Genomic DNA, 13963 nt, shown 5'->3' with positions numbered 1-13963 from the left:
ACACCGGATCGCGGACGCCACAAGAAGCGCCTTTCGGCCATCTGCACGGGCGCCGCCTCAAGCGCCGGAAGGGAAGAACCAGCCCGAACCAGCCACCCCCGGCGCTGTGGGCACACGCTCACCACGAGCCCGCGCACCCGTAGAGTTGGAGCGGGACCGACCGTCGTGCAGGGGGTACGGGGACGTGGTGAACGGCAGCGAGGTCGCACACGGCTTTCCGCACCTCGACACCGTGCGGGCGGCGATCACCGCGCTGTACCGGCGGCTGTCTCCCGACGGCGTGCTCTCCTACGCGCCCAGCGTGCTCCCGGCGGATGTGGCCTTCAGCGACCACGACGATCTGCATCTCGGCGCCCAGCGCGTGGCCCGCGCCCTGGTGCACCATCTACGGCTGCCCGACGCCCGGATGATCGTGAGCTTCCGCGAGATGCAGCATGCGGCGAGTGTCGAACTGACTGCGGGACCCGAGTACTTCATCGAGCTGAACGACCGCTTCCGCACCCATCGCCGGGACATCGGCGCGGCTCTCGCCCACGAGATCATGCATGTGCTGCTGCACCGGCTCGGCCTGTCGTTCCCCGGCACCCGGGACAACGAGATCCTCACCGACACGGCCACCACCTACCTGGGGGCGGGCTGGCTGCTGCTGGACGCGTTCCGGGAGGACGACGTCTCCAGCCAGAAGCTCGGCTATCTCACGCCCGAGGAGTTCGGCTATGTGCTCGCCGAACGGGCGCTCGCCTTCGACGAGGACCCCGCGCTCTGGTTCACGAGCCCGCAGGGCTACCGCGCATACACCGCGGGACGCGCACAGGCACTGCGCGACGCCCGGCAGCCTCCGCTCACCGTGGCCGGCTGGACGGGCCGGCACCGCTACGCCAAGGACCGTCGCCAGGCCCTGGACCGCGCGGGCCACCCGGGCCCCGGCCCCGCGGCCTACGGCTTCGAGCACAGCCCGGACGGGCTGCGGGTCTCCTTCCCCTGCCCCACCTGCCACCAGCGCATCCGGCTGCCGGTGCGGGGCCGGGTGCGGGCGCGGTGCGGCCTGTGCCGGACGATTCTCGAATGCGACACCTGAGGGCTCTTCCGTAGGGTCGGAGCATGGAGGACGAACGGGTGAACGAACCGGCCGGCGCTCCGGCGGGCGATCCGGCGGCGGACGCGGCGCAGGATCTCTTCACCGCGCTGTACGACGGCGAGGACGCGGTGGTGCGGCTGCTGCGTGCCGGCGCGCAGGCGGACGGGACCGACGAGGAAGGCCGGACACCGCTGTATCTGGCGGCGGTCTCCGGGAAGGCGGGCGTCGTACGGCTGCTGCTGGCGGCCGGGGCGGATCCCGACCGGGCCTGCGGCGTCGACGAGGGTGATCTTCCGCTGTGCGGGGCGGCGGCCAACGGCCACACCGAAGCGGTACGGGCGCTGCTCGCCGCAGGTGCGCGGCCCGACCTGCGGGAGGCGTTCGACTTCACGGCGCTGGCGTGGGCGGCGGGGCAGGGCCATGAGCACGCGGTGGAGGCGCTGCTCGAGTACGGCGCCGATCCGGATCTTCCGGGCCCGGGCGGAGAGCCGCCGCTGGTGCTCGCCGCGCGGCGCGGCTCGCCGTCCACCGTGCGGGCACTGCTGGGCGCGGGGGCGAGCGCACATGCCGCCGCGCTGGAGGAGGCCCGCCAGTGGCTCGGCCGGGATGTGGAGCAGGAACTGCGGGACGGGCTCCTCGGCGCGTACGGGAGCGGACAGGAGACCCTGACACGCCGGGTCGAGGAGGACGGCGGGGTGACCGTCGTCGTCGACGTGCTGCGCGACGGCGTGCCGGGGGCGGGCAACGAGCGCCAGACCGGCCATGGGGCGATCGCCACGGTCCTGGAGCAGGAGCTGGGGATGCGTACCCCCTATGCGGAGCTCGCCGAGCGGGCGCTGCGCGACGGCCGCCCGGACTTCGACAACTGGTCCGAGCCGGCGACGGCGCTGTCGCGGCGGGGCGACGAGGAGACGTTCCGGGCGGCGGCCGCGGGCTGCGCGAGCGACGACCCGCTGCGCCAGGCGTTCGCGGCGGATGTTCTGGCCCAGCTGGGGTTCATGTACGGAGCCGGGCCGGCGGCGGAGGGCGCGACGGCGCCTGCGGACCCGGCGGACGGGCCCATGTCCACGCCGGAGGGCGCGCCGGGGTCCCCGGACGGGTCGCGGACAGGCAAGGCGCAGCCTGCCGCGGCGGCCGGTACGGACGTCTGGTGGGGCGGCGGGGACGACGCCGAGGACGTACGGCGTCCGTTCGCCGCGCGTGCGCTGCCGTTGTTGCGGGAGCTGGCCCGGGAGGCCCAGGACGCCGAGCTGATCCAGTCGGCCGTGCTCGGGCTCGGGCACCAGGGAGACCCGGCCGCGCTCCCGGAGATCCTGCGGCACGCCGGACATCCGGACCCGGAAGTGCGCTACCGGGTGGTGCTGGCACTCGCGGGGCTGGTGCCCGCCGGCCATGCGGACGGCATCGCCGCGCTGATCACACTGACCCGTGACGCGGACACACGCACCCGGGACTGGGCGACCATGGCCCTGGCGGCCGTGCCGGACGATACGCCGGACATCCGCGAGGCGCTCGCGGCCCGTACCGACGACGCGGACCCCGACACCGCGGCGGAGGCGGCGCGCGGTCTGGCGATGCGCCAGGATCCGCGTGCGGACGAGGTGCTGACCCGGTTGCTCGCGGAGGAGGATCCGGACGGCTTCGCGTACGGCACCGCGATGGAGGCGGTGGGTCACATCCAGGACGAGAGGCTGAGGCGGCGCCTGGAGGGTACGGTCCCGCGTCGACGCTGACCGCTGCCGGAAAGCCCCGGCCGTCCTGCGACGCCGCGCGGGACGACACACGCACGCGGGGCGCGGCACGGACCGCGCCGCAGCTGCCAGGGATGGCAGGGCCCGACCGGTGCGGCCGCGGGCCGGCTACCGCAGGCGCAGTGCTCCCGGCGCCCGTTCCTCGAAGACCATCACGAGCAGGTCGAAGACCGTCGGGCCCTGCCCGGCCCTCGCCCGGTCCAGTTCGTGCTCGATCGCGGCCCGGTTCGACGGGTGGGCGCGCCGCAGCCTGAGCTCCAGCTGCCGTACGGTCTCCTCGTGCCCCAGCACGCGGCGGGCCTGCTGGTGGTCGCGCCACTCGATGACGAAGTCGCCGTCGTCCGGCGTCCCCATTCCGCCGCTCAGGCAGTCGGCGAGTGCGTCGAGGTTGCTGCCGAAGTAGCCGCCCGGCCCGTTGACGGCTTCACCGATGGCCTTCCAGAAGCTGTCCAGGCCGGTGATCCCCGCCCCGTCGATCACATACGTCGCGGTCACGGGGCGGAGGATACCGGGCCGGGAGTGCCGGTCAGCAGTCGTGGTCGATGAGGTCGAAGGACGCGTAGTGGTCGGAGGTGTAGTAGTCCTCCTCGTACGCCTGGCCGGTGACGATGCGCCGGGCGCCGCGGGTGGAGGAGCCCGGGGTCTTGACCGTGTACTCGTGGTAGTAGCCGGAAGAGTGTGAGGGCAGGATGCCTTCGCGGTTCTGGAAGACGCTGCCGTCCTGCCGGTAGGGGAAGGGCCCGCCCCGGTCGATGAGGTCGAGCGTGGTGTGGGCCTGGGAGGGCAGGTCGGAGTAGCAGATGTCACCGACCGCGGTGGTGACGGCAGTTGCCTGTCCGCCGATGAGAAGTGTCGAGACGAGAGCGGCTGCGCCACCGAGGGCGGCTATCCGTGGGGGGATTCGCATGGCCACCATTGATGCGCGTAGAATTTGACGCGTCAATGACAAGTCTAGAGAATTCTCCGGGAGTTAACCGGATTCCGGATCAACGTACGGCCGCCTTCACCGGCCCTCCTCCCAACTACCCCACGCCGTACACCGGATGAGGCGCCTGAGCATCCGTCAGCAGTTTCCGTACAGCTCCGCCCGCCTCCGACGGTGTCCAGCGCGCCCCCTTGTCCACGGTGGGTCCCGGCCGCCAGCCCTCCATGACCGTGATCCGGCCCGCTTCCGCTTCGAAGACCCGGCCGCTGACTCCCTCGCAGCCGGCCGAACCCAGCCAGACCACCAGCGGGGACACGTTCGCCGGGTCCATCGCGTCGAACGCGCCTGCTTCCGGAGCCGCCATCGCCTCGGCGAAGGTCTGCTCGGTCATCCGGGTGCGCGCGGCCGGGGCGATGGCGTTGACCTGGACCCCGTACCTGGCCAGCTCGGCCGCCGCGACCAGGGTCAGCCCGACGATCCCGGCCTTGGCCGCCGAGTAGTTGCCCTGCCCGAGGCTGCCCAGCAGGCCCGCGCCCGAGCTGGTGTTGACGATCCGGGCCACCGGTTCGCGGCCTGCCTTCGCCTCGGCCCGCCAGTGCGCGGCGGCATGCTTCAGCGGCAGGAAGTGTCCTTTGAGGTGGACCCGCATGACGGCGTCCCATTCGTCCTCGTCGAGGTTGACGAGCATGCGATCGCGCAGGAATCCCGCGTTGTTGACGAGCGTGTCCAGCCGTCCGAAGGTGTCGACGGCGGCCGCCACCAGGGAGGCCGCTCCCCCGGTGGTGGCGACGTCGCCCGTGTGGGCCACGGCGGCGCCGCCGCCCGCGACGATCTCACCGACGACGGCCTGCGCCGGTCCGGCCGAACCCCCCGTACCGTCGGGGCCGACACCGAGGTCGTTGACGATGACCTTGGCCCCCTCGGCCGCGAAGGCGAGGGCGTGGGCGCGGCCGAGACCGCGTCCCGCTCCGGTCACGATCACCACACGCCCGCCACACATACCCGTCATCTCGTCTCTCCTTCACCGCTGTTGCCGGCTGTCGCGGCATCGAGGAAGGCGGGGCGCTCGCCTCCGCCGTGCACCAGGAGGGAGGCGCCGCTGATGTAGGCGGCCCGCTCGGAGGCGAGGAAGACGGCAGCTTCGCCGATGTCGGCCGGCTCGGCGAGCCGCCCGAGCGGCACCGTGCGGCCGACGGCCTCGACGCCGTCCGCGTCCCCGTAGTGCAGGTGGGACAGTTCGGTGCGGACCATGCCGACGACCAGAGTGTTGACCCGCACCTCGGGGGCCCACTCCACGGCCATCGACCGGGCGAGGCTCTCGAGGCCCGCCTTGGCCGCCCCGTACGCCGCCGAGCCCGGCGACGGGCGGCCCCCGCTGACGCTGCCGATCATCACGACAGAGCCACGGACCGCCCGCAGATGCTCCCGGGCGGCGAGCGAGGCGGTCAGCGGGGCGGTGAGATTGAGTTCGATCACCCGGGCGTGGCGGTCCGCGTCCGCCTGCGCGAGCAGCCGCCAGGGCGTGCCGCCCGCGTTGTTGACGAGGGCGTCGAGGCGGCCGTACCGGGCCGCCACCGTGTCGAAGAACGCCCCCACCGCGTCGCCGTCCCGAAGGTCGAGGGGCAGGAACTCGACGCCGGGGAGCGGGACTTCGGGCGGGCGGCGGGCGCAGACGACCACCGTGGCGCCCGCCCGCAGGAACGCCCTCGCGATGCCCCGGCCCACGCCCCGGGTCCCGCCGGTGACGACGGCGACCCTCCCCTCCAGCTCCATCGGCTGCTACCTTCCTCACCTAACAAACGTTTGGTGGAAAGGTAGATGATCCGCTCATGGCTGTCTCCACCGCAAGCCCCATGAAGGGCGTTTCCCTCGTCACGGTCGACTTCCCGCCCGTCAACGCCCTGCCCGTGCAGGGCTGGTACGAGCTCGCCGACGCGGTGCGCACGGCGGGGCGCGACCCCGATGTGCGGTGTGTGGTGCTGGCGGCCGCGGGCCGCGGCTTCAACGCGGGCGTGGACATCAAGGAGCTGCAGCGCGACGACGGGCACGCGGCGCTCATCGGGGCCAACCGGGGGTGCTACGAGGCCTTCGCCGCCGTGTACGAGTGCGAGGTGCCCGTGGTCGCGGCGGTGCACGGCTTCTGTCTGGGCGGCGGCATCGGCCTGGCCGGCAACGCGGACGTGATCGTCGCATCGGACGACGCCTCCTTCGGACTGCCGGAGCTCGACCGGGGCGCGCTGGGCGCCGCCACCCATCTGGCCCGGCTGGTCCCGCAGCACCTGATGCGTGCCCTGTACTACACCTCGCGGACGGTGACCGCACAGGAGCTGCACACCCACGGCTCGGTCTTCAAGGTCGTGCCGCGCGCCGAGCTGGCCGCGGAGGCACTGGCCCTCGCCGGGGAGATCGCCCGGAAGGACGGCACCCTGATCCGGCTGGCGAAGGCGGCCATCAACGGCATCGACCCCGTCGACGTACGCCGCAGCTACCGCTTCGAGCAGGGGTTCACCTTCGAGGCGGGCCTCAGCGGGGCCGCCGGCCGGGTCCGCGACACCTTCGGGAAGGAGGCCGAGAAGGCCACCAGGGAGGTCCGGGAATGAGCGACAAGACGATGACCGCGGACGAGGCCGTCGCCCGGCTGCGCAGCGGGATGACCCTCGGCATCGGCGGCTGGGGGGCGCGCCGCAAACCCATGGCGCTGGTGCGGGCACTGCTCCGTTCCGGGATCACCGATCTCACCGTCGTCTCCTACGGCGGACCCGACGTGGGTCTGCTCGCCGCCGCGGGCCGTATCCGCAAACTGGTCGCCGCCTTCGCCACGCTCGACTCGGTGCCCCTCGAACCGCACTTCCGGTCGGCCCGAGAGCAGGGCGCCTTCGAACTGGCGGAGTTCGACGAGGCGATGTTCATGTGGGGGCTGCACGCCGCCGCGAACCGGCTGCCGTTCATGCCGGTCCGGGCCGGGATCGGCTCCGACGTCATGCGGGTCAACCCGGGCCTGCGGACGGTGACATCGCCGTACGAGGACGGGGAGACGCTCGTCGCCGTGCCCGCCCTGCGCATGGACGCGGCGCTCGTCCACATGAACCGCGCCGACCGGCTCGGCAACGCCCAGTACCTGGGGCCCGACCCGTACTTCGACGACCTGTTCTGCGAGGCGGCCGACGAGGCGTACGTCTCGTGCGAGCGGCTGGTCGAGACCGCCGAGCTGGCCAAGGACGCGGCGCCGCAGACCTTGCTGATCAGCCGGCACAGTGTCACCGGGGTCGTCGAGACGCCGAACGGCGCGCACTTCACCTCCTGCGTCCCGGACCACGACCGCGACGAGGCCTTCCTGCGCCACTACGCGAGCACGCCCTGGCCGCAGTTCGCCGAGCGCTTCCTGCCCGGGGACGAAGGGGCCTACCAGCGGGCCGTGACCGCCTGGCACGAGGAGCGGACATGAGGACCGCCGGCCGTTCCGAGTACTGCGTCATCGCCTGCGCCGAGGCCTGGCGGGAGAACGGAGAGGTCCTGGCGAGCCCCATGGGGCTGATCCCGTCCATCGGTGCCCGGCTCGCCAAGCGGACCTTCTCCCCCGGACTGCTGCTCACCGACGGCGAGGCGATGCTCGTCGGCCTCGACGGGACGGCGGAGGGCTGGCTGCCCTACCGGCGCCATCTCGCCATGGTCACCGGCGGGCGGCGGCACGTCATGATGGGCGCCAGTCAGATCGACCGGCACGGCAACCAGAACATCTCGTGCATCGGCGACTGGCACCGGCCCGCGCGCCAGTTGCTCGGAGTGCGCGGCGCGCCCGTCAACACCCTCAACAACCCGGTCAGTTACTGGGTCCCCAGACATTCCACCCGGACCTTCGTCGAGCGCGTGGACATGGTCTGCGGTGTGGGCTACGACAACGCCGCCGCGGCGGGCCCTTCGGCGACGCGGTACCACCGCATCCCGCGGGTCGTCTCCGATCTGGGCGTCTTCGACTTCGAGACCCCCGACCGCGCCATGCGCATCGTGTCACTGCACCCCGGGGTGAGCCTCGACCATGTCCGTGAGGCCACGGGATTCGACCTGGCCGTCACGGGCGAGGTGCCGTGCACCCGCGAGCCGACACCCGACGAGCTGCGGCTCATCCGTACGGTGATCGACCCCGCGGGCCTGCGTGAACGGGAGGTCGCGTCCTGATGGAGACCGCACTCACCAGGCTCACCGGGGCGCGCCACCCGATCGTCCAGACCGGGATGGGGTGGGTGGCCGGGCCCCGGCTGGTGTCCGCAGCCGCGAACGCGGGGGCGCTCGGCATCCTCGCCTCCGCGACCATGTCCGTCCAGGAACTGCGCACGGCCGTCCGCGAGGTGGCGTCCCGCACCAAGGCGCCGTTCGGGGTCAACCTCCGCGCCGACGCCGGTGACGCGCGGGAGCGGGTGCGGATCATCGTCGACGAGGGCGTACGGGTCGCCTCCTTCGCCCTCGCACCCTCGCGGGAGCTGATCGTCGAGCTCAGGGACGCGGGCGTGGTGGTGATCTGCTCCGTCGGGGCACGCCGGCATGCGGAGAAGGTGGCGGCGTGGGGCGCGGACGCCGTCATCGTCCAGGGCGGGGAGGGTGGCGGTCACACCGGCGATGTGGCCACGTCCGTGCTGCTGCCGCAGGTGGTCGACGCCGTCGGTGTCCCGGTGATCGCGGCCGGCGGCTTCCACGACGGCCGCGGCCTGGTCGCGGCGCTGGCCTACGGCGCGGCGGGCATCGCGATGGGCACCCGCTTCCTGCTCACCGCCGAATCGACGGTGCCGGACGCGGTCAAGGCGCGCTATCTCGCCGCGACCGTCAGGGACATCACGGTCACCCGGGCCGTGGACGGCCTGCCGCACCGCATGATCCGTACGGAGCTGGTCGACTCCCTGGAGAGCAGCGGCCGTGCACGAACGCTGCTGCGCGCTGTCCGCCACGCCGCGGCCTTCCGGAGGCTCTCCGGTCTGTCCTGGTCCGCGATGGTCCGCGACGGCCTGGCCATGAAACACGGCAAGGACCTGGCCTGGAGCCAGGTCCTGCTCGCCGCGAACACCCCGATGCTGCTCCGGGCGTCCATGGTCCAGGGCCGCACTGACCTCGGCGTGATGGCTGCGGGGCAGGTGGCGGGCGTGATCGAGGATCTCCCGAGTTGTGAGGAGCTCATCGGCCGCGTGATGTCCGAGGCGGCCGGGGTGCTCGGCGCGCTGCCGGAAGCATCTCCCCCGCCCCGCCCCTTTCCCCCGCCCCGCCCCTTCCCGTGACCGGCGCTGTGCTCCGGGTCCCGGTACGGCCTCCGGCCGTGTCCGGGGTCGACGGACTGGTGATCACCGGCCCAGGGTCCCCCGGACGAAGTCCGGGGGAGTGCGAGGCGCGGGGTCCGGGGCGGAGCCCCGGCGCCCGCGCCAGGCGGCTACGCCGCCGTGCGGCGACCGCCCTGCGCACCGCCCCGCGCCGGGCGGCCACCCTGACGCGGCTGTCCTCCCTGACGGGGCTGTCCGGACCGAGCGCCCTGGCCGCCACCGCTGCCCTGCCCGTCGCGCCGGGCACGGCTGCGGCCGCCACCGGCCTGTCCGGGCGCCTGCGCCCGGCGCCGCTGCGGCCGCTGCTGCTGCGCCACCGGCTGCGGCACCTCGATGGTGACCGCCACGCCCGACGGCTCGCGCGCCCCCGTGAGGCGGGCCAGCTCCTCGTCGCTGGACTTGATCCTGGCGGTGCGCGGGCTGATCCCGGCGTCCGCCATCAGCCGGGTCATCTCACGGCGCTGCTCGGGCAGCACCAGGGTCACCACGCTGCCGGACTCGCCCGCCCGCGCGGTGCGACCGCCGCGGTGCAGATAGTCCTTGTGGTCGACCGGTGGGTCGACGTTGACGACCAGGTCGAGGTCGTCGACGTGGATGCCCCGGGCGGCGACGTTGGTCGCGACCAGCGCGCTGACCTGCCCGTTCTTGAACTGCTCCAGGGTGCGGTTGCGCTGCGGCTGCGAGCGGCCGCCGTGCAGGGCCGCGGCCCGTACGCCGTTGGCCAGCAGCCGCTTGGCGAACCGGTCGGCGGAACGCTTGGTGTCGACGAAGAGGATCACCCGGCCGTCGCGGGCGGCGATACGGAGGGCGACGGCCTTCTTGTCGGTCTCGTCCGCGATGTGCAGCACATGGTGCTCCATCGTGGTGACCGCACCCGCGGACGGGTCGACGGAGTGCACCACCGGGTCGGTGAGGAACATCCGCACGAGCCGGTCGATGTTCTTGTCCAGCGTCGCCGAGAACAGCATCCGCTGACCGTCCGCCTCGACCTGCTTGAGCAGCGCCGTGACCTGCGGCATGAAGCCCATGTCGGCCATCTGGTCGGCCTCGTCCAGGACGGTGATCGCGACCCGGTCGAGGACGCAGTCGCCGCGCTCGATGAGGTCCTTCAGCCGCCCGGGCGTGGCCACGAGGACCTCGGCGCCGCGCCGCAGCGCGCCCGCCTGCTTGTTGATCGACAGGCCGCCGACGACCGTGGCGATCCGCAGCTGCACGGAGGTCGCGTACGGCGAGAGCGCGTCGGTGACCTGCTGCGCGAGCTCACGGGTGGGTACGAGGACGAGCGCGAGCGGCGCCCTCGGTTCGGCGCGCCGGCCCGCGGTACGGGCGAGCAGCGCAAGCCCGAAGGCGAGGGTCTTGCCGGAGCCGGTGCGTCCGCGGCCGAGGATGTCGCGGCCGGCGAGCGAGTTCGGCAGCGTGGCGGCCTGGATCGGGAAGGGGTCGGTGACGCCCTGCGCGTCGAGGGTCTTCAGCAGGGCGGCCGGCATGTCCAGCTCACCGAACGCGTGGACGGCCGACAGCGCCGGGGTGATGGTTTCCGGCAGCGTGAATTCCTGTGGGGGCGTCGGCGCGGCCTTGCGGGCGGACGCCTTCCCGGAGCGCTGTGCGGGGACCCTCGCGCGGGAATTGGCAGGGCGCGTTCGTGCCGGGCGTTCGGAGCGGTTCATGCGGAATATGCCTTCCTGGGCCTGTGGACAGATGCGGCCGGGGCCCGCACCGAGCTCGGTGCGGGCCCCGGCCGCGTGCAAACGCGTCCAGCGATCAGGCCGGGACGATGTTCTCCGCCTGCGGGCCCTTCTGGCCCTGCGTGACGTCGAAGGTGACCTTCTGGCCTTCCTGAAGCTCACGGAAGCCCGAGGTGGCGATGTTGGAGTAGTGGGCGAAGACGTCGGCGCCGCCGCCGTCCTGCTCGATGAAGCCGAAGCCCTTTTCCGCGTTGAACCACTTCACGGTGCCAGTTGCCATGTCAATCTCCTAAAACAGGGGCAAGCCGGGAATTCACACCGCGTGAATTCCCCATCGCCGCAATGACCCCCATCCGGAGAAGCCGGAAACAAAACGTGCGCCTGAGGAAGCTTCCCGTCAGGCGCACACAAAGTTCATGGGTACCAAAACTGCAACTACGTCACCGTAGCACATGCCGCTGGGCCGCTGCCGCCACCGCCCCTGTTCCTCGTGTCCCGGCCCGCCGCCCGCACGGCTGACCGGGGCGGCGCCCTTACACCCGCTCGATGATCGTCACGTTCGCCTGGCCGCCCCCCTCGCACATCGTCTGCAGACCGAACCTCCCGCCCCTGCGCTCCAGTTCGTGCAGCAGCGTGGTCATCAGCTTCGCCCCCGTCGCACCCAGCGGATGCCCCAGTGCGATCGCGCCACCGTTGACATTGACCTTGTCCGGGTCCGCGCCCGTCTCCTTGAGCCATGCCAGCACGACCGGCGCGAACGCCTCGTTGATCTCGACGAGATCCATGTCGTCGATCGTCATGCCCGTCTTCTTCAGCGCATGCGCCGTCGCAGGGATGGGCGCCGACAGCATGCGGATCGGGTCCTCGCCGCGTACCGACAGATGGTGGATCCGGGCGCGGGGGGTCAGTCCGTGCTCCGCGACGGCCCGTTCGCTCGCGATCAGCATCGCTGCCGCGCCGTCCGAGACCTGGGAGGAGCAGGCCGCCGTGATGGTGCCGCCCTCCAGGACCGGCGGCAGGGCAGCCATCTTCTCCAGGGTCGTGTCGCGGCGCGGCCCCTCGTCCCTGGTCACGGTGGCGTACGCGACGGTCTCCCGGTCGAACCGGCCTTCGTCGATCGCGCGGACCGCCCGCTGGTGCGACAGGAGCGCGAACTCCTCCATGGCGCGCCGCGTGATCCCCCATTTCGCGGCGATCAGCTGGGCCCCGTGGAACTGGTTGACCGGGGCGTCCCCGTACCGGGCCCGCCAGCCCTCACTGCCCGCGAACGGCCCCTGGGTCAGGCCGAGCGGTTCGGCGGCCTGCCGGGAGGCGAAGGCGATCGGGATCTGGGTCATGTTCTGGGTGCCGCCCGCGACCACCAGGTCCTGGGTGCCGGACAGTACGCCCTGGGCCGCGAAGTGCACGGCCTGCTGAGAGGATCCGCACTGCCGGTCGACGGTCACACCGGGTACCTCCTCGGGCAGCCCGGCGGCGAGCCAGGAGGTGCGCGCTATGTCGCCGGCCTGCGGGCCGACGGTGTCGAGGCAGCCGAAGACGACGTCCTCGACGGCGGCCGGGTCGATTCCGGAGCGTTCGACCAGGGCGCGCAGCACGTGCGCGCCGAGGTCCGCGGGGTGGACGGCGGCGAGGCCTCCCCCTCGCCTGCCGACCGGGGTGCGTACCGCTTCGACGATGTAGGCCTCGCGCATGACGTCAACTCCCTGTCCGGCCGAGCCGGTCACGTTCGTACGGCGATCCCGTCCAGCACCATCGACAGGTACTGCCGGGCGATCTCTTCGGGGCTGTGCTGTCCGCCGGGCCGGTACCAGGACGCCGCGACCCACACCGTGTCGCGCACGAACCGGTAGGTGAGCCGGACGTCGAGGTCGGCGCGGAAGGCCCGTTCGGCGACCCCGCGCTCCAGCGTGCCGAGCCATGCCTTCTCGAACTTCTGCTGCGAGTCGGTGAGATAGGCGAAGCGCGGCTGGGCGGCCAGATGGCGGGATTCCTTCTGGTAGATGGCGACGGCGGCGCGGTGCCGGTCGATCTCCCGGAAGGACTCGGTGACGAGGGCCTCGATGGTCTCCCGGGGTCCCAGACCGGCGGCGAGCACGGCGTCGTACCCCTCCCACAGCTCGGTGAGGAAGGAGGAGAGGATCTCGTCGAGCATCGATTCCTTGGAATCGAAGTGGTAGTAGAGGCTGCCGGCGAGCATGCCGGCCGCGTCCGCGATCCTGCGGACGGTGGTGGCGTTGTAGCCCTGGGCGGCGAACACCTCGGCGGCGGTGTCGAGGAGTTGCTTGCGCCGGTCGGCCGGGGCGGCGGTCACCTGGTGCTGCTTCTTCGTGGGAGGCACACGACCATTGTGGTGCCAGGCCCGTTCAGGGCGGTCGTGCCGGGTACGCGACGAGCGCCCGGAGCGGCCTCAGGCATGCTGGCTGCTGACGGAGAGGACCTCGCCGGTCAGGTACGAGGAGTAGTCGCCGGCGAGGAAGACGATCACGTTGGCGACCTCCCACGGCTCTGCGTACCGTCCGAAGGCCTCGCGCGCGGTCAGTTCCTCCAGCAGTTCGGCCGAGGTGACCTTCACCAGGTGCGGATGCATTGCGAGGCTGGGTGCGACGGCATTGACCCGTACGCCGAACTCGGCCGCTTCGACGGCCGCGCACCGGGTGAGCGCCATGACGCCCGCCTTGGCGGCGGCGTAGTGGGCCTGGCCGGCCTGGGCCCGCCAGCCGGCGACGGAGGAGTTGTTGACGATCACGCCGCCGCGGCCGCTCGCACGGAAGGCGCGCAGGGCGGCACGGGTGCAGCGGAAGGTGCCGTTCAGGGTGACGTCGAGGACGCGGGCCCACTGGTCGTCGGTCATGTCGGCGAGGGCTGCGGTACCGCCGAGGCCCGCGTTGTTGACGACGATGTCGAGCCCGCCGTGCTCCTGGACCGCCCTGTCGAACAGGGCCTGGACCTGCGTCTCGTCGGTGACGTCGCACGGCAGCGCGGTGACCGCGCCGGCCCCGAACTCCCCGGCGAGCGCCGCCTCGGTCTCCTTCAGCCGGCGCGCATGGGCGTCGGAGGCAAGGATGCGCGCGCCCTCCTCAAGGAACCGGCGGGCGGTCGCGCCGCCGATGCCTGCGCCCGCGGCGGCGGTGATGACGGCGGTGCGGCCCGTCAGCAGGCCGTGCCCGGGTACGTACTGCGCCCTGTCGTTCCTCACATCGGCACGTTAACCTACCAAACAC

15 protein-coding genes are annotated in these 13963 nt (G+C 72.4%); 6 read left to right on the top strand and 9 right to left on the bottom strand.

The window, feature by feature from the left end; all coding sequences use genetic code 11:
* Window positions 1-184: 184 nt before the first annotated feature.
* Both OHS70_RS28125 and OHS70_RS28120 read left to right on the top strand, forming a co-directional pair.
* Window positions 185-1078, top strand: coding sequence for a hypothetical protein (locus OHS70_RS28125; protein WP_328401837.1), 894 nt, complete (start codon window positions 185-187; stop codon window positions 1076-1078).
* A 23-nt stretch (window positions 1079-1101) separates the two neighbouring features.
* Window positions 1102-2811, top strand: a complete 1710-nt coding sequence (locus OHS70_RS28120; RefSeq protein ID WP_328401835.1) for an ankyrin repeat domain-containing protein — start codon at window positions 1102-1104, stop codon at window positions 2809-2811.
* A 126-nt stretch (window positions 2812-2937) separates the two neighbouring features.
* On the opposite strand, the gene OHS70_RS28115 is transcribed toward OHS70_RS28120, so the two are convergent.
* From OHS70_RS28115 to OHS70_RS28100, 4 genes are all read right to left on the bottom strand, one after another.
* On the bottom strand, window positions 2938-3324 hold the full coding sequence (locus tag OHS70_RS28115; RefSeq protein WP_328401833.1) for a barstar family protein: 387 nt from the start codon (window positions 3322-3324) through the stop codon (window positions 2938-2940).
* Between the two features lie 31 nt (window positions 3325-3355).
* Window positions 3356-3736, bottom strand: a complete 381-nt coding sequence (locus OHS70_RS28110; RefSeq protein WP_328401831.1) for a ribonuclease — start codon at window positions 3734-3736, stop codon at window positions 3356-3358.
* Between the two features lie 115 nt (window positions 3737-3851).
* Window positions 3852-4763: an SDR family oxidoreductase gene (locus tag OHS70_RS28105; protein ID WP_328401829.1), complete on the bottom strand. Its 912-nt coding sequence runs from the start codon at window positions 4761-4763 to the stop codon at window positions 3852-3854.
* Entirely contained in the window at window positions 4760-5527 is a 768-nt protein-coding gene (locus tag OHS70_RS28100; protein WP_328401827.1) for an SDR family oxidoreductase, read from the bottom strand. Before OHS70_RS28100 ends, OHS70_RS28105 begins: the two co-directional genes overlap by 4 nt.
* 56 nt (window positions 5528-5583) lie before the next feature.
* Here OHS70_RS28100 and OHS70_RS28095 point away from each other — a divergent pair, with 56 nt between their 5' ends.
* The 4 genes from OHS70_RS28095 to OHS70_RS28080 are packed head-to-tail and all read left to right on the top strand — an operon-like array spanning window position 5584 to window position 9018.
* On the top strand, window positions 5584-6354 hold the full coding sequence (locus OHS70_RS28095; RefSeq protein ID WP_328401825.1) for an enoyl-CoA hydratase family protein: 771 nt from the start codon (window positions 5584-5586) through the stop codon (window positions 6352-6354).
* On the top strand, window positions 6351-7199 hold the full coding sequence (locus OHS70_RS28090) for a CoA transferase subunit A (RefSeq protein WP_328401823.1): 849 nt from the start codon (window positions 6351-6353) through the stop codon (window positions 7197-7199). Before OHS70_RS28095 ends, OHS70_RS28090 begins: the two co-directional genes overlap by 4 nt.
* Complete coding sequence (locus OHS70_RS28085) at window positions 7196-7930, top strand: CoA-transferase subunit beta (protein ID WP_328401821.1); 735 nt, start codon at window positions 7196-7198, stop codon at window positions 7928-7930. Before OHS70_RS28090 ends, OHS70_RS28085 begins: the two co-directional genes overlap by 4 nt.
* Complete coding sequence (locus OHS70_RS28080) at window positions 7930-9018, top strand: NAD(P)H-dependent flavin oxidoreductase (RefSeq protein ID WP_328401819.1); 1089 nt, start codon at window positions 7930-7932, stop codon at window positions 9016-9018. Before OHS70_RS28085 ends, OHS70_RS28080 begins: the two co-directional genes overlap by 1 nt.
* 149 nt (window positions 9019-9167) lie before the next feature.
* On the opposite strand, the gene OHS70_RS28075 is transcribed toward OHS70_RS28080, so the two are convergent.
* The 5 genes from OHS70_RS28075 to OHS70_RS28055 form a co-directional block, all read right to left on the bottom strand.
* Window positions 9168-10724 carry a DEAD/DEAH box helicase gene (locus OHS70_RS28075; RefSeq protein ID WP_328401817.1) on the bottom strand — a complete coding sequence of 519 codons (1557 nt, stop codon included), beginning with the start codon at window positions 10722-10724 and terminating at the stop codon, window positions 9168-9170.
* A 94-nt stretch (window positions 10725-10818) separates the two neighbouring features.
* On the bottom strand, window positions 10819-11022 hold the full coding sequence (locus OHS70_RS28070; protein ID WP_020871138.1) for a cold-shock protein: 204 nt from the start codon (window positions 11020-11022) through the stop codon (window positions 10819-10821).
* Window positions 11023-11275: 253 nt separating this feature from the next.
* Window positions 11276-12433 carry an acetyl-CoA C-acetyltransferase gene (locus tag OHS70_RS28065; RefSeq protein WP_328401815.1) on the bottom strand — a complete coding sequence of 386 codons (1158 nt, stop codon included), beginning with the start codon at window positions 12431-12433 and terminating at the stop codon, window positions 11276-11278.
* A gap of 29 nt (window positions 12434-12462) precedes the next feature.
* Window positions 12463-13080 carry a TetR/AcrR family transcriptional regulator gene (locus tag OHS70_RS28060; RefSeq protein ID WP_328401813.1) on the bottom strand — a complete coding sequence of 206 codons (618 nt, stop codon included), beginning with the start codon at window positions 13078-13080 and terminating at the stop codon, window positions 12463-12465.
* 69 nt (window positions 13081-13149) lie between these two features.
* Window positions 13150-13938 carry an SDR family oxidoreductase gene (locus OHS70_RS28055; protein WP_328401811.1) on the bottom strand — a complete coding sequence of 263 codons (789 nt, stop codon included), beginning with the start codon at window positions 13936-13938 and terminating at the stop codon, window positions 13150-13152.
* Between the last annotated feature and the right edge of the window lie 25 nt (window positions 13939-13963).

This window comes from Streptomyces sp. NBC_00390, assembly GCF_036057275.1.
Lineage (GTDB): Bacteria > Actinomycetota > Actinomycetes > Streptomycetales > Streptomycetaceae > Streptomyces.
Note: the sequence above shows the minus strand (reverse complement) of the source record. Positions and strands in the feature narration are given on the sequence as shown.